This window comes from Arthrobacter sp. TJ-240, from assembly GCF_058269195.1.
Genome location: NZ_JBZCNG010000004.1, coordinates 13,280 through 32,899, shown reverse-complemented (window position 1 = coordinate 32,899; position 19,620 = coordinate 13,280). Strand labels below are relative to the sequence as shown.

Here is a 19,620-nt window from a genome sequence, read left to right as displayed (position 1 = left end):
CCGGTGTCATTCCGGACACGGCTGTGGGAGGAGCACGCAAGAATGGGCCCATGACCCACGACGACGGAGCACTCTTCGACCTTCCCGAGGCTCTTCCCCGGGACGGGACCACGCGTGGTCGCGGGCCCGGCAGGAACGCGAAACCCTCCGTCCCCTCGCCCAACGCCTCGGTCTTCCCCTTCGCGGCACCCGCGGACGTCGGCGACCTCCTGCCCGCGGACTGGGCAGCGGCCCTGAAGCCCGTGGAGCCCGTGCTCCACCAGCTCGCCGAGTCCCTCGGCGCCGACCTCGACAAGGGCGGGCGGGTGCTGCCCGAGGCCCACTCCATCCTGCGCGCCTTCACCACGCCCCTGGATCGCGTGCGGGTCGTCATCGTGGGGCAGGACCCCTACCCGACGGTGGGCCACGCCGTCGGACTCAGCTTCGCCGTCGACCCCGCCACGCGCCCCATCCCGCGCAGCCTGGCGAACATCTACCGGGAGCTCGCCTCGGACACAGGGTCCGCACCACCCGCCACGGGCGACCTGTCGGGCTGGGCCGCGCAGGGCGTCCTCCTGCTCAACCGGGTGCTGACGGTCCGCGCAGGAGAAACCGCCTCGCATCGCGGGATCGGCTGGGAACTGGTGACGGACGCGGCCATCCGGGCGCTCGTGGCCAGGGGCGGACCGCTCGTGGCGATCCTGTGGGGCAAGGACGCCCTGCGCCTCAAGCCGATGCTCGGCCCGACGCCCACCGTCGAATCGGCGCACCCCAGCCCGCTCTCCGCCTCCCGGGGGTTCTTCGGCTCACGACCGTTCAGCCGCGTGAACGAACTCCTGACCCAGCAGGGCGCCGACCCGATCGACTGGTCGCACACGTCGGCGGCCCCGGGCGCACAGGACAGGCCGTTCCCGACGGCGCCGCGCAGCTAGCGCCGTCGGTTCCTCTGCCGCTCGTCGGAACTGAGCTTCCTCGTGAACGGTCGGGCCAGGTTGTCACCCAGTACCACCCCGGCCGCCACAGCCAGAACGATGGTCAGGGCGTTGAACAGGCCGAACGCGCCGTCGCTCGCCACCCCGGAGTCGATGGTGAGCATGTACATCGAGCGGAAGATGGTCAGCCCCGGGTACAGGAACAGCACGGCCGGTACGGCCACGACCAGCTGCGGGGCGCCGAGCCGGAGGGCGACGACGCGGGAGAGCGCACCGATGAGGATCGCCGCGAGGGCCGGCGCGAGCCGGTACCCCGCCCCGGCGGCCATGGCGCTGATCATCAGGAGGTAGCCGGCCACGGCGACGAGCGACGTCGGGACGACCAGCCTCACGTCCGTCTGCTCGGCGACGCAGATCATGGCCACGGCCACGAACGTGAGCAGGGCGACCACCGGCCACGGGTACTGGCTGCCCGAGGACTCGAGCACCTCGAGCTCGGGGATCCCCAGGGCCGCTCCCGCCACCAGCGCGACGGCGATACCCGCCACCAGCGCTGCGAAGATGAGGATCGCCGAGAGGAAGCGCCCTGCGGCAGTGACCGGGAAGCCGTTGATGGCGTCCTGGGTCGCGGAGACCAGCCGTCCGGTCGGCAGGAGCAGCAGGATCCCTCCCACCACCACGAGCGCCGGGGAGATCGGCACCTGCAGCCACCAGAACAGCATGGCGATCAGCGTGACCAGTGCGGACGACGTGGCGACCGAGAAGAACTCCGGCACGCGCCACTCACCGAGCTTGCGGCTCACCAGGTCGACCAGGATGCAGCTGACGAACCCGATGAGGGATCCGAGCGGGGTCCCGCCGACGAATCCGACGATGGCCGCCGAGAAGATCCCGAAGGCCGCGGTCACCATCCAGCGGGGGAAGGGCTTGGGGCGGTGGATGATCTCGTCGAGCCGCTGTGCTGCCTCGGTCCGCGAGACCCCGCCGTCGGCGATGTCGGAGACGAGCTGGTGGATGGCCGTGAGACCGGCATAGTTGTTGGTCCACGAGCGCACCACCCGCAGCACCGTCGTCGGTGTCTGGTCCTTCGCGGAGTAGTTGATCACCACCGACTGGTTGGTGATGTCCACCTCGATGTGGTCCAGTCCGAACGCAGCCGTGACGGCGATGATGCTGGTCTCGACCTCGAGGGCCCCGGCACCGTAACGGAACATGGTCTCGGCCAGGTTGAGGGCGAAGTCGAGGGCCTTGCGCGCACTGGCATCCGGGCCGCCCACGTGGATCATCGGGTTCGCGTAGGGGCTGCCGGCCAGTCGCTCGACGATGCTCATGGCCTGGGTCGGCGGCGCCTCGCCCTGCACGAGCCGCCGGAGCACCGTGCGGGCGGCGGCATTGGGCCGGCTCGACGCCGGGACGCTCCTGGGGGTGGTGGGCAGGGCGTCGGTCGGCCGCGGCTGTCGCTGGCGACCCGGACGCGGAACCTTCGGTTCCGATGCGGGACGCCGCGGAGGCGTGGTGGCTTTCGGAGGTTTCCTTCCGCCGCTGCCTTGACCCGCCGTGAGCCTGCTCTTCTCGTCGTCGCTCGGATCGAAGGGACGCCGGATGACGGGCAGTGCTTCGGCGACGGGCGACGGGTTGTTGGGGGGCGAGTGGGTTTCCACCGGTTTCTCACGGTTGCCGTCTGTCATGGGAGCACCTCTTGAATCGTCCATCCAGGTGGTTCGGGCGGCCTGGGGGGCCTAGTAGAAAGGCTGCCGGTGACGGCGCCAGTGGATCTGGCGGGCTACGCGTTCGCCCACCGAGTGCCACACCCGGTAGGTGCGAGGCCGGACGACGGCGTCGTAGCATCCCGCGAAGTCGGTCACCGTCTTCGTGAAGCTCGTCTTGAACATCCCGAGTCCGTACTGCGGGTGGTCCTTGTCCTTGAGCCGGCTGGCTGGAGGGGTGCCGCAGAAGTCGTACTCGCGGGCGCCGAGGCGCTTCATATCAAGGATCGCCTCCCACTGGACGAGGTGCGAGTCCCCGTACTGGTTGCGTTTCGGCAGGGAGCCGCCGTCCTTGTAGGTGGCCTTCCGGCCGTAGAGGATGACGAACGCACCGACCGAGGGCTTCCCGTCCTCGAAGACGAAATAGAAGCGTCCCATACCGGCGTCGACGAACTCCTGCCAGAAGCCGCGGTAGTACTCGTACGGCCTCGGCACGGCGGAGAGGCGGCCTTGCTGGGCCTGGCCGATCAGCGCGTACATGGTCCTGTACGTCTCCTCGGTCGGATCGACGCGCTGCGCCTGGACGCCGTCGCGCAGAGCCCGACGCACGGCGTTCCGCCCGCGCGAGGAGAGGTTCCGCAGGAGCTGGTTCTCGTCCGGGGTGAGATCCAGGATCGCGGTGCTGTCATTGGCCTGGATGTTGAACGTCTTGACGAGCCCGGCGCCCGTGAAGAGGGCGCGCAGCTCCTCGGTGTCGGGGAAGTCGGGTTCGATCTTCACCGCGAACACTCGGCCCGGCCGGCTCCGGGCATAGGCGACCACGGCGTCGACGAACGGCGGGACCTCCTCGGGGACAGCAGTGTCGGGGCCCTTGATCAGGTACCAGAGGGCGCCGAGGGCGGGGATGCTGCGCTGGTGGGCGATGACGTAGCTGGTGTAGTCCGCGGACTCGACGGCGAGGTGGACCGGCACCCAGCCCTGGCGCTGCTTCACACGGCTGAACGGACCCGACTGGAGGACGTTGCCGCCCAGCGGGTTCGCGGGGATGAGCTCGTCCCAGCGCGCCACCTCGTCCGCCGTGGCGGCACGGGCGGTGAACTTCGTCATTCTCAGTACCAGCTCTCGTGGTGGCGCATGCGGTGGATCTTCAGGGCGGCCCGTTCTCCGACCCGCAGCCAGGCGCGGTGCTGGAGGGGTCTGACCGGAAGGTCGAAGGTCCCCACGAAGTCGGTGATGGTGGAGTTGAACCCGGTCTTGAACATGCCGATGCCGAAGTGCTCGTGGTCCTTGTTCTTCGCCTGGCTCGACGGCGGCGCCCCGCAGAGGTCGTACTCCGTGACCCCGCGGGCCTTGAGCCATTCGATCGCCGCCACCTCGAGCAGGGCGCTGGCTCCGCGGACCGTCCGCTTGCGCGTGCTGGCGGCGTCCTTGCGGCTGGCCTTCGCACCGAGCACCATGACGAAGTCCGCGGACACCACTTCGCCGTCGACGTACGCGAACAGGAAGGTCCCTGCCTGGGCGCGGGCGTGGCGCTGCCAGAAAGCGGTGTAGTACTCCTCGCTGCGGATCGAGAAGCTGCCCTCCGCCGTCTCGTCGAGCAGGCGGTAGAAGATGCGGCAGTTCTCGTCGTCGACCTCCACCACGCGCGTCTCGACGCCGGCCTTGCGGGCAGCGCGGATGTTGTACCGGGTCTTCGACCCGAAGGACGCCTCGATGCTCTCGAGGTCACCGGAGATGTCGAGGATCACCGTCGAGACGTTGGGCTGGACGTTGACGGTGCGCACCAGGCCCGCGGCCTCGAGTGTTCCCGCCACGGCGGGATCGGCGGGGAGTTCCGGGTCCACCTTGACGCCGAACACGCCGCGGCGGGCCGCGAAGGCCTTCAGTTCGGGCAGCAGCGCGACGAGGGCTGCGGCGTCACCGACGCCCGGGCCCTTGGGGACGTACCAGTAGCGGCCGAGCGGGAGAACGGTCTTCTGCAGGACCGTGAGCGCTGTCCCACCCACCATCAGGTAGACCGGCATCCATCCCGTCGCACGCTTCTGCTCGGCGAATTCCCGCCCCTGCATCACGTTCCCGCCGTCCGGATTATCGCTGATGATGGTGTTCCAACGGGCTATCTCGTCGGGCGTCGCGAAGCGGGTAGTCATGATGATCGAGTCTACGGTAGGGCCCGAATCCCCTCCAAAGCACTCCCCCCGCCCCGGTGGTTGCCCGGGCGACCTACCGCAGCGTGTGCCGGCAGGGCTAGCATCGGCGATATGGACTTCAGACACCTCGGAAACAGCGGCTTCAAGATCTCGGAGATCACCTACGGCAACTGGCTCACCCACGGCTCGCAGGTCGAGAACGACGTGGCGACGCAGTGCGTCCGCGCCGCGCTCGACGTCGGCATCACCACCTTCGACACGGCGGACGTCTATGCGAACACGGCGGCGGAGACCGTCCTCGGCGAGGCACTGAAGGGCGAGCGCCGCCAGTCGCTCGAGATCTTCACGAAGGTCTGGGGACCCACGGGCCCCAAGGGCCACAACGATGTCGGGCTGTCGCGCAAGCACATCATGGAGTCGATCGACGGCTCCCTCCAGCGCCTGCAGACCGACTACGTGGACCTGTACCAGGCGCACCGGTACGACTACGCGACGCCGCTCGAGGAGACGATGCAGGCGTTCGCGGACATCGTGCGGCAGGGCAAGGCCCTCTACATCGGCGTCAGCGAGTGGACGGCCCAGCAGATCCGCGACGGTCACGCCCTCGCGAAGGACCTCGGCTTCCAGCTCATCTCCAACCAGCCGCAGTACTCCATGCTGTGGCGGGTCATCGAGGGCGAGGTCGTCCCCACCTCCGAGGAGCTCGGGCTGTCCCAGATCGTCTGGTCGCCCGTCGCGCAGGGTGTCCTGACCGGCAAGTACGCGCCGGGCCGGCAGCCCGAGCAGGGCACGCGTGCCTCGGACGACAAGGGCGGCGCGGACATGATCAAGCGCTGGATGGGCGACGACGTCCTCACCGGCGTCCAGAAGCTCGCACCCATCGCCGACGGCGTGGGCCTCACCATGGCGCAACTCGCCATCGCCTGGGTGCTGCAGAACAGCAATGTCGCCTCCGCGATCATCGGCGCCTCGCGCCCCGAGCAGGTCGAGTCGAACGCGGCCGCCGCCGGCGTGAAGCTCGAGGACGACGTCCTGAAGGCGATCGACGACGCCATCGGGGACCTCGCCGAGACGGACGTCACGAAGACCGTCTCCCCCGAAAAGCGGCCCGTCTGATGGCGGGTCCGACACCGCTGAACGTCGCGGTCACCGGATCCAACGGCAAGCTGGGCCGCAGCGTGGTGCGCGGCCTGCGCGAGGCAGGGCACACCGTCCTCGAACTGGACCAGTACGGCGAGCGCAGCCCCGGGTTCCTGCGGATCGACCTGCGGGACTACGGCCAGGTGATCGACGCCCTCCTCGGCGTGGACGACAGGCACAGCGGGTTCGACGCCGTCGTGCACCTGGGCGCCATCCCCGCCCCGGGCCTGCAGGCGGACGTGGCCACGTTCCACAACAACATGACGGCCACCTACAACGTGTTCCAGGCGTGCCGGCGTACGGGTATCAAGCGGGTCGTCTACGCATCCAGTGAGACCGTCCTCGGGCTGCCGTTCGACACCCCTCCCCCGTACATCCCGGTGGACGAGGACTACGCGGCCCGGCCCGAGAGCACCTATTCGCTGGTCAAGCACCTCGAGGAGCAGCTGGCCGTCGAGCTGACGCGCTGGGACCCGCAGCTGAGCATCACGGCGCTGCGGTTCTCGAACGTGATGGATCCGGAGGACTACGCGGAGTTCCCGTCCTTCGACGCGGATGCCACCGCCCGCAAGTGGAACCTCTGGGGCTACATCGACGGACGCGACGGCGCGCAGGCCGTCGCGAAGGCACTGGAGAACGCGGCTCCGGGATTCGACCGCTTCATCATCGCCGCCGCCGACACCGTCATGACGCGCCCGAGCACCGACCTCACGGCGGAGGTGTTCCCCGACGTCGAGCTGACGCGGGACGTGACCGGCACCGAGACCCTCCTCTCGATCGACAAGGCCCGCCGCGTCCTCGGGTACGAGCCCCGGCACAGCTGGCGCGACCACGTCTAGCACCTGCGCTCCCGGCCGGGCGGCGGCGTCGACTGTCGCCCGGCGGAGAACATCAGTAGGCTGATGATCAGAGGATGCGCACCGACGAAAGGCAGAGAAGATGACCGAGAACCTTCCCGACGAGGAACTGACCATCGTGGGCGAGGAGCCCGAGACGCCGAACGATTCGCTCGCTCCCGAGGCCTTCGACCCCGTCCTCGAGGGTCAGCCGGACGTGTACGAGGGCGCGGCGGAGGTCGACCCCGACCGCTGGCAGGAGGATCCCCTCCTGCAGGACGAACCGGGTGTGGCCGAGAGCGGCGACGACGAGAACGGCGTCTCCGCGATCGGCGAGGAGGGCTACCTCAGCGACCAGACGCTCCGCGAGGAGACCTCCGAGGTGCGCTTCGCCCACGGTGACGAGCAGATCCCGCCGGCTGAGCCCATGATGGGCGAGGCGGCCGCCGACGTCGACTTCGGCATGATGGAGGACGACGAGGTCGACGCGAGCGACGATCCCGCGAACCGCGGTGGCTCGCCGCTCAGCGCGATGGACGAGCAGGACGTCAGATAGCCCGGCACCTGCCGTGAACCACCGAACCCCCCGGGCCTCCGCCCGGGGGGTTCGTTCTGTCCGGATCCGTCACGGACGCGCCCCTCGACCTGCCCCGTGGAGGGCACCCGGGGCGGCCGGTGGTCCTTCGATCGCACAGTGGGCAGGATGCTCGCTCGCCGCGACGGCCGTCGCCCGGACCGCGGGGTTCCGGATGGTGACGGCCGCGAGGACGGCACCCAGTACGAGCACCCCGGCGCCGATGAGGCACGCGCCGTCGAACCCTGCCCGGAAGACCGCCGGATCGCTGTAGGCGTCGCCGGTGAGTCCCACGGCGGCCGGCAGCACGGCGATGGCGACGAGGCCTGCCGCGCGGGCCACGGCGTTGTTGACCCCCGAGGCCAGGCCCGCCTGGCGTTCGGGCACCGCGGACAGGGCCGCCGACGTGAGGGGGGCGACGAGCAGCGAGAGTCCCAGACCCAGCACGATCACGGCCGGCAGCACGTCAGGGACGTAGGACGCCCCCGGCCCGATCCGGAGCATGAGGACCAGCGAGACGGCACACAGCAGCGGCCCCACCGCCATGGGGAGCCTCGGCCCGATCCGCGCACCGAGCGCTCCCGCGCGCGGCGACAGGACGAGCATGAGGGCCGTGACGGGCAGCATCGCGGTCCCCGCCCCGACCGGGCTGAAGCCCGCCACCACCTGCAGGTGGAGGACGAGCAGGAAGAAGATGCCGGAGAAGACCGCGTAGATGAGGAAGGTGACGGCATTCGCCGCGCTGAACTGGCGGTTGGTGAAGATCTGCAGCGGGAGCATCGGATGCGCCGTACGCCACTCCACGAGGAGGAACGCCACAGCTGCGAGAAGACCCAGGAGAGCGCTCACCAGGACGGACGGCGTGCCGAGGCCCCGGCCTGGCGCCTCGATCAGTGCATAGGTGGTGCCGGCGAGGGCGAGGGCGCCCAGGACGGCCCCGGCGACGTCGGGCCGGCCCGTCGCATCCGTATCGCGGCTCTCCGGGACGTGCCGCACGGCGATCAGGACGACGACGGCGGCCAGGGGCACGTTGATGAGGAACACCCACCGCCAGGAGACGCTCTCGACGAGCCAGCCGCCGAGGAAGGGCCCGATGGCCGTGGCCACTCCGCCGAGGCCGGACCACGCACCGATGGCCCGCGCACGGTCCTCTCCCGAGAACGCGGCCTGGATGATGGCGAGACTCCCCGGCATGAGGAGCGCCCCGCCCACGCCCTGCAGCGCGCGCGCGGCGATGAGCAGGCCGGCATCGGGAGCGAGCCCGCACAGCAGGGAGGCGACGGCGAACCAGACGACCCCGATGACGAAGACCCGCCTCCGCCCGAACCTGTCCCCGAGGGAACCCCCCAGCAGGATGAACGACGCGAGCGTGAGGGTGTAGCCGGTCACCATCCACTGCAGGGCGGCGAAGTCCGTGCCGAGCTCGGATCCGATGGTCGGCAGGGCGACGTTCACCACCGTGGCGTCGATCCCCGCGAGGCCGGAACCCAGCACCGTGGCCAGCAGGATCCACCTCCCGGGCGCCGTGCCCATCCTGATCCGACCCATGAGTTCCCCGTCCGCCCGGCCCGCCACGCCGCGGGATCACGCACAGTGTCGCACCGGTATCGTCCGTGCGTCATCCCCGCCCGGCGGGCCGGGGAGCAGGGGGAGGCGGGCGTGAGACGGGCCACACCCGGAATAGCACTTCACCCTGCCCGGTTACCGCCCGGTAGTAAACCAACCCGGAAGTAGGCCTCGTGAAGCTGTTCTCCCCCCTGACCCTCGGCACGCTCGAACTCCCCAACCGCGTCGTCATGGCACCGCTCACCCGGGTCCGCTCGGGCGAGGCGGGCGTACCGGGCGACATGGTCGTCGAGCACTACCGCCAGCGCGCCTCCCTCGGCCTGATCATCAGCGAGGGGACGTACCCGAGCCATGCGGGCCAGGGTTTCCCGGGCCAGCCGGGCCTGGTCGAGGACGAGCAGCTCGCGGGCTGGAAGCGCGTCACGGACGCCGTCCACACCGACGGCGGACGTATCGTGGCGCAGGTCATGCACGCCGGACGCGTCACCCACCCCGACACCAACGGCGGCCACGAGGTCGTGGCTCCGAGCGCCATCGCCATCACCGGCACCACGCGGACGAGCACCGGGAAGCAGCCCTACCCCGTGCCCCACGCCCTCACCACCGAGGAGCTTCCCGGCATCATCGACGAGTTCGTCACGGCCTCGCGCAGGGCGATCGACGAGGCCGGCTTCGACGGCGTGGAACTCCACGGCGCCAACGGCTACCTGCTGCACGAGTTCCTCTCACCGGAATCGAACCAGCGGACGGACGCCTACGGAGGCACCCCCGAGAAGCGCGCACGGTTCGTCATCGAGCTCGTCACCGCCGTCGTGGCGGAGGTGGGCGCCGAGAAGGTGGGGCTGCGTATCTCACCCGCGCACAACATCCAGGACGCCCTCGAGACGGAGGCCTCCGAGGTCTCCGCCACGTACGGCACGCTCGTCGACGCGCTCGCGCCCCTGGGCCTCGCGTACCTCAGCGTGCTGCATGCGGAACCGACGGGTGACCTGATCCAGGATCTCCGGAAGCGCTTCCACGGACCCGTGCTGATCAACAGTGGTTTCGGCGTGATCACCAACCGCGAGGAGGCCATCGCCATCCTCGAGGACGGTGTGGGCGACGCGGTCGTCGTCGGCCGTCCCGCGATCGCGAACCCGGACCTGGCACGCCGCTGGCGCGAGAACCTCCCGGAGAACGAGCCGAACCCCGCGACGTTCTACTCGACCGGGCCCGAGGGCTACACCGATTACCCGTTCTACGACGGATCGGTCAGCGCCAACTAGTCCGGCCGGTGCCCGGCCGGTTCCGCGCCGGACCGGTCGGCGCGGCACCGGCGGAAAGGCGCTCCCGTCACCTGACGGGGGCGCCTTCCTGCATCTGCGGCGCCTGCAGGGCGTTGCTGCTCCGGTCGGGCCGGGACAGCCGGCCCTTCAGCCGGTGGGACTGCGCGGCCGCCCAGGCGATCAGGAGCGCGGCCGCGAGGTGGGTGTGGAGCATCAGCATGATCTCCGGCGAGTGCCCCTGACTCCCGCCGGCCCCGACCGGGACCTCGCCGCCGTGGTGCACACCCGTGACGGACACGGTCGACGACGCCCCTGCGCCGAGGCCGCCGAGCAGCCAGTGCAGCACCTGCTGCGCGGCCCCGAGCAGCAGCAGCACCGCCCAGCCCGGCGGCCGGAACTGCGCCACGAGGGTGGCCGCCAGGACGGCGAGTGCCGCGAGGCAGCCGAGGATCGGGATGCTCGGCAGCGAGCCTCCGGACAGGGCGTGCGCGCCCAGCCCGAGGCCGACGGACAGGATCCCTGCACCGGCGGACCGCAGGAGCATCGGGGTGCGATCGTCAGGGCGGGACGCGGTGTCCGCGGCGGGTTCCATGCCCTGATGGTAAGCATGCTGACGACCCCGCGTCACGCGGAAGGTGCGGGTTATGTTCAGGCCACACCGTCCGTAGACTGACCGTAAGGGGGCTTACCTTCCCCGCAACCGAAAGGACGAACACATGTCAGAGAATCCCGGCGACAACGGTTCTGCGGACAGCGCCTCGGACGACTACCCCGAGACCGTACGTGCCCGCCCCGACGAGCCCGCGGAAGGCGCGGACTCCGAGGAGAAGACGGGCGACGGCTCGTAAGCAGCCCCTACCGCACGAGAGACACGAACGCCGGCCCCAGGGCCGGCGTTCGTGCGCTCGGGCCCGATCGCCCTCGGCCGGCGGGCCGGACTCCTCCGCCGGGTCAGCGCGTGCCCTCGACGACCTCGCCGAACGGGACCTCCTGCGACAACTCCGCCTGCCGGTCGAGGGCGTGGCTGCTGACGAGGACGCCGTACTTGCCCTCGGCGACGGACTGCTTCATGACCATCAGCACGGTCTCTGCGAAGCCCTCGTCCTGGGCTTCGAGGAACGCGACATAGGCGGGCGGGAGGTTCTCGGGAACGGTGAGCATGACCTCACGCTACCTGCCGCCGCCCACGCCTGCCGAGCGATTTTCAAGCCAGGGCGCAGATGCATCGCGACTTCTCGCCTCCCGTCCGGAGTGGTAGACCATAAGGGTCCTTAGTGTTCCGGCGCAGGACCACGCCGGACGAACCACCACCGACACGACAGGGGATCTTCGTGACGCACGTACTCAAAGACCACGCCGGGCTGTTCGAGCTGCCCGGCCCATGGACCACCATCTACGCCGACGGCAGCACCGGCACCGTGGACGGCCTGGCCAGTGATGAGATCCTCCCCCGCAGCATCGCGCAGGAACTGCAGGTCGCCGGCGCCCCCGAGAAGGACATCGAGGCCGTCGTCACCGCGCTCGGCACCACCGCCAAGGGGCTGCCCGACCCGGTGACGCGCTACATCCTCGTGAACGACGGGAAGGCCGTCGTCGACGAGTTCCTCCCCGGCGGCCTCGTAGGCCTCGCCGTGACCGCCACGGGACCGATCCCCGACCTCACCCCCCTGGTCCGACACACTCCCGAAGACTTCGCCTACATCGTCGCCGAGGTGGGCCACCACGGCGGAGAGGTGTACCTGCGCTACGCGAACGGCGACGAGGAGCACCCCAGGGCCGGTGGCGCGGACGCGGTGATCGAAGGGGACACGGACCACACCCGCAAGCTGCCCGGCGGCGGCTGGGGACACCGCCGCATGCAGGGACACGCCGAGAAGGTATGGAAGATGAACGCCGGAGAGGTGGCCTCGGAGATCGACCGCATCTCGGCGGAGCACCGCGCGCAGCTCATCGTGCTCGCCGGGGACATCCGCGCGCGGCAGCTGGTCGCCGACCAGGTGTCGCAGGAGTCCCGTGCCAAGCTCGCCATCATCGAGGCCAACACGCGCGCCGCGGGGGCGGACGAGGAGACCTTCCTCGAGGAGGTCCAGCTGCTCGTGGCGCGAACCATCGCCGACCAGCAGCACGCACTGCTGGAACGCCTCTCCGAGAAGGAGGGGCAGGGGACGCGCACGTCCGCCGTGGGCCGCGGACCCGTGATCACTGCGCTGCAGCAGGCGCAGGTCGAGTCCCTGCTCCTCGAGACCACCGCATGGGACGGCGAGACGCTCCTCGCGCTCGACGCGGTGCCCTGGGTCGCGACGTCCGAGGGCGAGACCGCGGGCGCCGGCGTGCTGGGCGAGGTCCCGGCCGTGGCCGCCCTGCTCCGGGCCGCGGCCCTCACCGACGCCCAGGTCACCATGTACCCGTCCGGCGCCCTCGAGGCGAAACCCATCGCCGCACTCCTGCGCTGGCCCACGGGCCCCGACGTCCCGGCCGCGGTCTGATCCGTGGCCGACGACGCGGCCCCAGGCACCGTGGCGGACTTCGTCGTCCGCCGCCTCGCCGCATGGCGGGTGGAGAGGATCTTCGGCTACAGCGGTGACGGCATCAATCCCCTGCTCGGCGCGCTGCGCCGGGCAGGGGCGCCCGCGTTCGTCCAGGCGCGCCACGAGGAGGCCGCCGCCTTCATGGCGGTGGCCCACGCCAAGTACACCGGCGGCCTCGGCGTGGTGATGGCGACGCAGGGCCCCGGCGCCGTCCACCTGCTCAACGGGCTGTACGACGCGCGGATGGACAGCGTGCCGGTCGTGGCACTCATCGGGCAGCAGAACCAGACCGTGCTCGGGTCCGCCTACCAGCAGGAGATCGACCTCCTCACCCTGTTCAAGGACGTCGCGTCGGGGTTCCGGCAGCAGGTCTCGAGCCCGGAACAGCTACCCATGGTCCTCGACCGCGCCTTCAGGACGGCGCTCGCCACCCGGTCACCTACCGTCGTGATCCTCCCGCACGACGTCCAGCAGGCACCCGCGCCCGAGGTGCCCCACGAGCACGGCGTGGTTCCGTCGTCGCCGGCGTGGTCCCTGGGATGCCTGTCCCCGCGTGAGGCGGACCTGCACGATGCCGCCGCACTGCTCAACGCGGGCCGGAAGGTCGCGCTGCTGGTGGGGCAGGGCGCGGCGCACGCCCAGCAGGACGTCGTGGCCATCGCCGACCGGCTGGGCGCGGGGATCACCACGAGCCTGCTCGGGAAACCGTTCGTCGACGAGTCCCTGCCCCACGCCACGGGCACCATGGGCCACCTCGGCACGACCGCGAGCGCGTACCTGATGGACCACTGCGACACGCTGCTCATCATCGGCTCCAACGACCCCTGGACCGAGTACTACCCCGCCCCCGGCCAGGCCCGCGCCGTGCAGATCGACATCGATCCGAAGGCCATCGGCAACCGCTTCCCCGTGGAGGTCGCCGTGAACGGTGATGCGGCGACGACGCTCTCCGCACTGGCCCCCCTCCTGCACGGACAGCAGGACCACTCGTGGCGGACGGAGATCGAGGAGCAGGTGCGCCAGTGGCACCGGGTCGCGGCCGAGCGCGCCATGACGCCCGCCGTACCCGTGAACCCGGAGCGTGTCGTGCACGAACTCGACGCCGTGCTCCCGGACGACGCCCAGGTGGCGATCGACGTCGGCAGCTGCGTCTACTGGTACGCACGCCAGCTCCGGCTGCCGCGCGGCGTGCCCGCCCACCTCTCCAGCACGCTCGGCTGCATGGGCGCCGGGGTGCCCTACGGCATCGCCGCGAAACTGGCGCGCCCGGACCGTCCCGTCGTCGTGCTCGCCGGCGACGGCGCCATGCAGATGGCCGGTCTCGCCGAGCTCGTGACGGTCTCGGGGATGTGGCGGGACTGGGCCGATCCCCGCTTCGTCGTGTGTGTCTTCTCGAACGGCGACCTCGCCGAGGTGACGTGGGAGCAGCGCGAGATGGAGGGGGAACCGCGCTTCGGGGCCAGCCAGGCGCTGCCTGCCGTGGACGTCGCGGCGCACGCCCGGCTCCTCGGCCTCGACGGCGTCCGGGTGGAGGACCCCGAGGATCTCGCCGGCGCCTGGCGGCAGGCCTTCGCCGCGGACCGCCCGTTCGTCCTCGACGTCGTGACCGACCCGGACGTGCCGCTGCTGCCGCCCTTCCCCGCGGGCGCGGCGAAGCTCGGATCCATGCGGGGGGCCATCGAGCAGGAACCGGCGGGCAGCGCGGCCGGGCTTCTGCAGCGCTACGCGGAGATCGAGGAGGGCACCGGCTCGAGGTCCTCCTGAGCGGCCGGACCCGGGGGCCGGATCCTGCGGCTCGGGCCGGCAGGAGCGGCCGTCTCGCCTAGCGGCGGCGTCTCTGGGCGGCCTGCCGCCCGAGTTCGGCCACGGCGGCCGCGGCGATGACCAGCGAGAGGGCGACGACGGCGAGCATCACGTACAGGAGCACCAGGGTGGTCATCGGCGATGATGCGGTGTGGAGGACCCGCAGCCCGCCGAACAGTCCGACGGCCCAGAACACCCCGACGCCCAGGAGCGCGTAGGCCGCACGGCGGTGCCCGCGGTCGAAGCCCATGCTCCGGGCGCACTGCGCCAGGAGACCCTGCCATTGATTCATAGGTCAACTATTACCGGGCGGCCCTCCAGGGCTGCGCGCCGCGGATATCGTGTCCCTCACATTGACAGCCCTCCTGGCCCGTGCGAATGAGCCCTTCGCCGGCGTCCGCCGCAGCGGCCTCAAAGCCCCGGCGTCCGCCGCAGCCAGGGCAGGATCCGCCACCCACCCGTGACGCCCGTGGCGTCCCGATCGGGCTGGAACACGTTGCCGGGGGCCTCGGGCATCGAACCGCGCTTCAGGGCGAGCGCCACGTAGGCCCGGGCGACGACGGGTTCGTAGACGGCGGGAGCCAGGGCCCTGGCGTAGACGAACAGGGACTGGATCCGTCCCACCTGCGTGAGCCGCCGGGGCCTGCGGGAGACCCTGACGATCGCCCGTGCCACACGCACGGGGTCCGTGACCGGCGGGAGCGGGCGCACGGGCCGGCCCGTGTAGTTCGCGGCGTGCTGGTGGATCGGGGTGTCGATGGTCGCAGGCAGGACGGCGCAGACGTGGATGCCAGGCGCGCCCCGCAACTCCATGCGCAGCACCTCGAGGAAGCCGAGGAGCCCGAACTTGCTCGTCACGTAGGGGCTCACGAGGGGTGAGGTGATCCTCGAGTAGACGGATGCCACGGAGACCAGGACGCCCCGGCCCTGGCGGCGGAACACCCGCAGGGCTGCACGGGCCCCGTACACCTGGCCCAGGAGATTCACGTCGATGAGCCGGTCGAACACCTCCGACGGGGTCTGCTCGAACGTGCCGAAGCTGTAGAGCGACGCGTTGCCGACCCATACGTCGATGCTGCCGAAGCGCTCGACGGCCGCGTCGGCGAGCCGGTCGACGTCCGCCTCGGAGGACACATCGGTGGGGACGGCGATGGCCACGGCCCCCCGGTCGCGGCATTCGGCCGCGACGGCCTCGAGCGTGCCGGAGTCCCGGCCGGCCAGGACGAGGCGGGCGCCGTCCTCCGCATAGAGGCACGCCGTCGCCCGTCCGATACCGCTCGATGCCCCCGTGATGACCACGGTGATGCCCTCGGTGATGCCCTCACCCATGTGCCTGCCTCCGGTTCCACCGGCCCGGGCGGTGGCACGGGCTCCCCTCCGAGTCTTCGGGGCCGCCCCGGAATTGTCACGCACTTCTGCGCCGCCCGCATCCCCCGAAGGGTCGGACACACGGAAGGGAGCACTCATCGAGTGCCCCCTTCGGTGTGTCCGGATGCCGACAGGGCTCAGGAGCCGCGACGCGGGTCCTTGTCCGTGGTGACGTCGGGGTCCACCTCGTCCGCGGCCTGGACATGGTGGGTCACCTTGTCCCGCAACCCCTGGGCGTCGCCCTGCCGTTCCTGGGCCTGCTGCCGGAGCCGCTCGGCCTCGACCTCGGCCCGCTGTGCCTCGGCCTCCGCCATGGAGGCCTTGGCTTCGCGCTCGCGCGCCTCGAGTTCCGTCGCCTTGGCCTGCTCGCGCATCTCCGCGGCGCGATGCCTGTCCTTCTCCTGCTGGCGCTGCCGCTGGGCGGTGCCGCGCTTCCGGGCCAGGATCGCCACGACGGCGATGATGGCCAGGAGGACGACGATCGCGACGACGATCCACACCACTTGAGTAGTATCCATTGCTGACTCCTCTCCTCGTCGGCGCCTGGGCGCCGGATCGGTTAGCCCCCGAAGCCACCCAGGCCGGGGATCTTGCCCAGCAGGTCCTTGGGGTTGATGCCGAACTTCGCAAGGAGGTCCGAGTGCTGCTCCGGGTCCACCTGATCCGGGAGTTCGGCCTGCGCCTGATCGGCGTGCTCGTGCTTGCCCTGGCTTTTCAGCAGGTCGATGATCTGCGACTTGTCAATCTGCACTGATGCCTCCTCGTAGTCCCGGACGCTATTACTAAGCGTGCTTACGAAAGCATGGCACAGGGTCCCCCCGATGTCACGGGTGCCCGCCCCTGCCGTGCCCACCCGGAACGGACGTCGGAGAATGGGCCTCATGAACCTCACCCTGACGCTCCTCGCCGACACCCACCTGCCGAGACGCGCGAGGGACCTCCCGGATCAGGTGTGGGTCGCGGTCGAGTCCGCAGACGTCGTCGTGCATGCCGGGGATTGGACGGAGGCCTCGCTGCTGGAGGAACTGGAAGCCCGCTCACAACGGCTCATCGCCTGCTACGGCAACAATGACGACCCCGACCTCCGGCGTCGCCTGCCGCTCGTCGCGAGGGCGGAGCTCGACGGCGTCCGCCTCGCCGTCGTGCACGAGACCGGCCAGAAGCAGGGTCGCGAGGCACGCATGGCGGCCCTGTACCCCGACGTCGACGTCCTGGTGTTCGGCCACAGCCACATCCCCTGGGACACGCGGGCCGACTCCGGGCTGCGGCTCCTCAACCCGGGTTCCCCCACCGACCGCCGCCGCCAGCCGCACTGCACCTATATGACGGCCTCCATCATCGAGGGCCGCCTCGAGGTCACCACGCACCGGCTGCCACCGCGCTAGCCCGGGTCCGGTCACGTGTCCAGTGGCTCACCGTCGACGAGACATTCGAAGCGCATCTGTTCGCCCGGTCAACGATCTGCCTAGGGTTTCAGGGTGACTACCGCGAGAACCGCCACGGCCGCGCCCGGCCGCCGCTCCAGCGTCAAGTGGATCCTGATGCTGGGTGCCCTCGCGGCCCTCCCGGCCATCACCACGGACATGTACCTGCCCTCCCTCCCCACGGTCGCCGACGATCTCGGGGCGTCGCAGGCGGCGGCGCAGTTCACTATGTCCGGCATGCTCATCGGTGCCGGAGTGGGCCAGCTCGTCATCGGGCCGTTCTCGGACCGGTTCGGGCGGCGCCTGCCCCTGCTCATCGGGATCTCCCTCCACGTGGTGACGTCGATCCTGTGCTCGATGGCGCCGGATATCGGATCCCTGATCGCGCTGCGCGTCTGCCAGGGGTTCTTCAACGCCGCGGCCTCGGTGGTGGCCATCGCCGTCATCCGGGACCGCTTCGTCGGCTCCGACGCCGCACGGCTGCTCTCGCGCCTCATGCTCGTCATCGGTGTGGCGCCGCTCTTCGCGCCGACCGTCGGGCAGGCCGTCGCGGGCGCCTGGCAGTGGCGGGCGGTCTTCTACGCCCTCGCGCTCATCGGATTCGTTCTGGTCCTGATCGTGTGGCGCTTCATGCCGGAGTCACTGCCCCGCGGGAAGCGGCGCTCGGGTGACCCGCGCCAGGTCGCAGGGGGGTACCTCACCCTGCTCCGCGACCGGCACTTCATGGCCCTCGCGGTGATCCCGGGTCTCGGCCTGGCCGTGATCATGAGCTACGTGGTCGGCTCCCCCTTCGTCTTCCAGGACGAGTACGGCCTCACCCAGGGACAGTTCGCCGCCGTGTTCGCGCTCAACGGTGCGGCGATCGTGGGGTCGGCACAGCTCAACGCGGCCCTGGTCCGGCGCGCCGCACCCATCCGTGTGCTCCGGGTGGCCGTGATCGTGCAGCTGGTGTGTGCGCTGATCCTCCTCGCCCTCGTCCTCACCGGCGCCGGAGGCTTCGTCGGGCTCGTCGCGGGCCTGTGGCTGGTCCTCGGGACCCAGGGCCTCGTCCCCGCGAATGCCTCCGTGCTCGCCCTGCACGACTACGGGCATATGGCCGGTACGGCCGCCGCCGTCATCGGCGCCCTGCAGTCCGGTGTGGCGGGCCTGGTCAGTCCGCTCGTCGGGCTCCTCGGCGGGAACTCGCTGGCGATGGTATGCGTGATGCTCGCCGTCGCCCTCCTCACCCTCGTGATCCTGGCGGTCGGCACGCCCGCCTATCGCAGGGGCGGCTGGCGTGAGCGCGACGGTATTGAGCCAGGACCGACGACGTCGGCCGGGGAGACCGAGGAGCGCGAGGCCGAGCAGGTCGAGGCGCAGGGACCCGACCAGCGCGGCTGAGGCCGACGTCGTCGGGCGACTTCACGGGACGACGCCGACGTTCCCCTTCGCATGGTGGAGGACCGCGTGGATCGTGGAACCGAGCCTCGTCCCCGTCGAGTGACTGCCCCTGGCCCCGAGGAGGACACAGGACGCGTCCGAGGTCCGTTGCACGATGAATCCCGCGGCGGAGGAGCTTGCGGAGGAGTCCTCCGTGATGGCCAGGTCGGTGGTTCCGGCCAGCAGCGTCGCCGCGCGCTCGAGGACGGGATCCCTGCCCTCGGGAAGCGCGCCGGACTGCTTGCGGCGGCGCTGCACGTGCACATGGAGGAGCTGCAGGCGCTTGTGCAGTGTCCGAGCGAGGTCAGCGGCCGTCGCCGCCGCCCTGTCGCTCGCGGGTGACCCGTCGACGGCGACCACGACGGTGTCGTGGGTGGGACGTGCGTCCCGCACGACCATGACCGGGCACGAGGCACTCGCGGCGAGGTGGAGGCTGACCGACCCGATCAGCAGCTCCGCGAAGCCCCCGAGCCCTCGTGTCCCTGTCACCAGGAGGGACGCTTCCGCGGAGAGTCTCACGAGGGCCTCCGACGGGAAACCGACGACGAGGCGTGTGCGGACGAGGAGGTCCGGTTCCGCCCGGGTGGCGAGGTCCTGCCCTTCGGCCATGAGCCTCTCGGCCTCCCTGCGCAGCCCGCTGTCCTGCACGCCCGGCACCGGACCGAGCTCTCGGGTGAAGAACGGCCACGTCCAGCAGTGCACGACGACGAGGGGCAACTGCGCGGCGACCGCGTACCGGGACGCCCACAGGACGGCCCGCTTCGCGCCGTCGGACCCGTCGTAGCCGACGAGGACGGGCCGGCGCGGGGCGGTACCGTCGATCTCGCCGGTCCCGTCCCCGGTCCCGTCCCCGGTCCCGTCCCCGGTCCCGTCCCCGGCCATGTCCCCGGCCATGTCCCCGGCCATGTCCCCGGCCATGTCCCCGGCCAT

21 protein-coding genes are annotated in these 19,620 nt (G+C 70.8%); 10 read left to right on the top strand and 11 right to left on the bottom strand.

All coding sequences use genetic code 11. The features are described 5' to 3' along the window. Positions 1 to 50: 50 nt before the first annotated feature. Complete coding sequence (locus AC4D2C_RS11125; protein ID WP_490914876.1) at positions 51 to 911, top strand: uracil-DNA glycosylase; 861 nt, start codon at positions 51 to 53, stop codon at positions 909 to 911. Here the strand turns inward: AC4D2C_RS11125 and AC4D2C_RS11120 are convergent. From AC4D2C_RS11120 to AC4D2C_RS11110, 3 genes are read right to left on the bottom strand one after another with little or no spacing between them, the layout of a single operon-like run. Continuing rightward, entirely contained in the window at positions 908 to 2,599 is a 1,692-nt protein-coding gene (locus tag AC4D2C_RS11120) for a threonine/serine exporter family protein (RefSeq protein ID WP_490914874.1), read from the bottom strand. The two genes, AC4D2C_RS11125 and AC4D2C_RS11120, sit on opposite strands and share 4 nt — an antisense overlap. 51 nt (positions 2,600 to 2,650) lie before the next feature. Beyond that, positions 2,651 to 3,724, bottom strand: a complete 1,074-nt coding sequence (locus AC4D2C_RS11115) for a lipid II:glycine glycyltransferase FemX (protein ID WP_490914872.1) — start codon at positions 3,722 to 3,724, stop codon at positions 2,651 to 2,653. 2 nt (positions 3,725 to 3,726) lie between these two features. Further along, positions 3,727 to 4,767, bottom strand: coding sequence for a lipid II:glycine glycyltransferase FemX (locus AC4D2C_RS11110; protein WP_490914870.1), 1,041 nt, complete (start codon positions 4,765 to 4,767; stop codon positions 3,727 to 3,729). 111 nt (positions 4,768 to 4,878) lie between these two features. Here AC4D2C_RS11110 and AC4D2C_RS11105 point away from each other — a divergent pair, with 111 nt between their 5' ends. From AC4D2C_RS11105 to AC4D2C_RS11095, 3 genes are all read left to right on the top strand, one after another. Continuing rightward, positions 4,879 to 5,883 (top strand): aldo/keto reductase family protein, encoded by a 1,005-nt coding sequence (locus tag AC4D2C_RS11105; protein ID WP_490914868.1) that lies wholly within the window; start codon positions 4,879 to 4,881, stop codon positions 5,881 to 5,883. Positions 5,884 to 5,900: 17 nt separating this feature from the next. Then, a complete protein-coding gene (locus AC4D2C_RS11100) occupies positions 5,901 to 6,746 on the top strand; it encodes an NAD-dependent epimerase/dehydratase family protein (protein ID WP_490915267.1) in 846 nt (281 codons plus the stop codon). 100 nt (positions 6,747 to 6,846) lie between these two features. Beyond that, positions 6,847 to 7,299: a hypothetical protein gene (locus AC4D2C_RS11095; RefSeq protein WP_490914867.1), complete on the top strand. Its 453-nt coding sequence runs from the start codon at positions 6,847 to 6,849 to the stop codon at positions 7,297 to 7,299. Positions 7,300 to 7,368: 69 nt separating this feature from the next. Here AC4D2C_RS11095 and AC4D2C_RS11090 read toward each other — a convergent pair whose 3' ends face one another. Then, positions 7,369 to 8,865, bottom strand: a complete 1,497-nt coding sequence (locus tag AC4D2C_RS11090) for an MFS transporter (RefSeq protein ID WP_490914865.1) — start codon at positions 8,863 to 8,865, stop codon at positions 7,369 to 7,371. Positions 8,866 to 9,056: 191 nt separating this feature from the next. On the opposite strand from AC4D2C_RS11090, the gene AC4D2C_RS11085 reads away from it, so the two are divergent. Next, positions 9,057 to 10,148 carry an alkene reductase gene (locus AC4D2C_RS11085; protein WP_490914864.1) on the top strand — a complete coding sequence of 364 codons (1,092 nt, stop codon included), beginning with the start codon at positions 9,057 to 9,059 and terminating at the stop codon, positions 10,146 to 10,148. Positions 10,149 to 10,215: 67 nt separating this feature from the next. Here the strand turns inward: AC4D2C_RS11085 and AC4D2C_RS11080 are convergent, their stop codons facing one another. Continuing rightward, positions 10,216 to 10,740 (bottom strand): hypothetical protein, encoded by a 525-nt coding sequence (locus AC4D2C_RS11080; protein ID WP_490914862.1) that lies wholly within the window; start codon positions 10,738 to 10,740, stop codon positions 10,216 to 10,218. Positions 10,741 to 10,864: 124 nt separating this feature from the next. Between AC4D2C_RS11080 and AC4D2C_RS11075 the strand changes: the two genes are divergently transcribed. Continuing rightward, complete coding sequence (locus tag AC4D2C_RS11075) at positions 10,865 to 10,996, top strand: hypothetical protein (RefSeq protein ID WP_490914860.1); 132 nt, start codon at positions 10,865 to 10,867, stop codon at positions 10,994 to 10,996. A gap of 103 nt (positions 10,997 to 11,099) precedes the next feature. Here AC4D2C_RS11075 and AC4D2C_RS11070 read toward each other — a convergent pair whose 3' ends face one another. Then, positions 11,100 to 11,309 carry a hypothetical protein gene (locus AC4D2C_RS11070; protein ID WP_334208751.1) on the bottom strand — a complete coding sequence of 70 codons (210 nt, stop codon included), beginning with the start codon at positions 11,307 to 11,309 and terminating at the stop codon, positions 11,100 to 11,102. Between the two features lie 170 nt (positions 11,310 to 11,479). On the opposite strand from AC4D2C_RS11070, the gene AC4D2C_RS11065 reads away from it, so the two are divergent. Both AC4D2C_RS11065 and AC4D2C_RS11060 read left to right on the top strand, forming a co-directional pair. After that, entirely contained in the window at positions 11,480 to 12,634 is a 1,155-nt protein-coding gene (locus AC4D2C_RS11065; protein ID WP_490914858.1) for a baeRF2 domain-containing protein, read from the top strand. A gap of 3 nt (positions 12,635 to 12,637) precedes the next feature. Next, positions 12,638 to 14,440, top strand: coding sequence for a thiamine pyrophosphate-requiring protein (locus AC4D2C_RS11060; protein ID WP_490914856.1), 1,803 nt, complete (start codon positions 12,638 to 12,640; stop codon positions 14,438 to 14,440). A 58-nt stretch (positions 14,441 to 14,498) separates the two neighbouring features. On the opposite strand, the gene AC4D2C_RS11055 is transcribed toward AC4D2C_RS11060, so the two are convergent. From AC4D2C_RS11055 to AC4D2C_RS11040, 4 genes are all read right to left on the bottom strand, one after another. After that, positions 14,499 to 14,771 carry a hypothetical protein gene (locus AC4D2C_RS11055; protein WP_490905207.1) on the bottom strand — a complete coding sequence of 91 codons (273 nt, stop codon included), beginning with the start codon at positions 14,769 to 14,771 and terminating at the stop codon, positions 14,499 to 14,501. Positions 14,772 to 14,890: 119 nt separating this feature from the next. Beyond that, complete coding sequence (locus AC4D2C_RS11050; RefSeq protein ID WP_490914854.1) at positions 14,891 to 15,808, bottom strand: SDR family NAD(P)-dependent oxidoreductase; 918 nt, start codon at positions 15,806 to 15,808, stop codon at positions 14,891 to 14,893. 176 nt (positions 15,809 to 15,984) lie between these two features. Next, positions 15,985 to 16,365 carry a hypothetical protein gene (locus AC4D2C_RS11045; RefSeq protein ID WP_490914852.1) on the bottom strand — a complete coding sequence of 127 codons (381 nt, stop codon included), beginning with the start codon at positions 16,363 to 16,365 and terminating at the stop codon, positions 15,985 to 15,987. A gap of 41 nt (positions 16,366 to 16,406) precedes the next feature. Next, a complete protein-coding gene (locus AC4D2C_RS11040) occupies positions 16,407 to 16,598 on the bottom strand; it encodes a hypothetical protein (protein ID WP_490905204.1) in 192 nt (63 codons plus the stop codon). 130 nt (positions 16,599 to 16,728) lie between these two features. Between AC4D2C_RS11040 and AC4D2C_RS11035 the strand changes: the two genes are divergently transcribed. Together AC4D2C_RS11035 and AC4D2C_RS11030 are read left to right on the top strand one after the other, a co-directional pair. Further along, positions 16,729 to 17,232 carry a metallophosphoesterase family protein gene (locus AC4D2C_RS11035; RefSeq protein WP_490914851.1) on the top strand — a complete coding sequence of 168 codons (504 nt, stop codon included), beginning with the start codon at positions 16,729 to 16,731 and terminating at the stop codon, positions 17,230 to 17,232. A gap of 93 nt (positions 17,233 to 17,325) precedes the next feature. Then, positions 17,326 to 18,651 (top strand): multidrug effflux MFS transporter, encoded by a 1,326-nt coding sequence (locus tag AC4D2C_RS11030; RefSeq protein ID WP_490914849.1) that lies wholly within the window; start codon positions 17,326 to 17,328, stop codon positions 18,649 to 18,651. Between the two features lie 21 nt (positions 18,652 to 18,672). Here the strand turns inward: AC4D2C_RS11030 and AC4D2C_RS11025 are convergent. Further along, positions 18,673 to 19,620, bottom strand: a 948-nt coding sequence (locus AC4D2C_RS11025; RefSeq protein ID WP_490914847.1) for a universal stress protein, incomplete at its 5' end; no start/stop codon positions are given.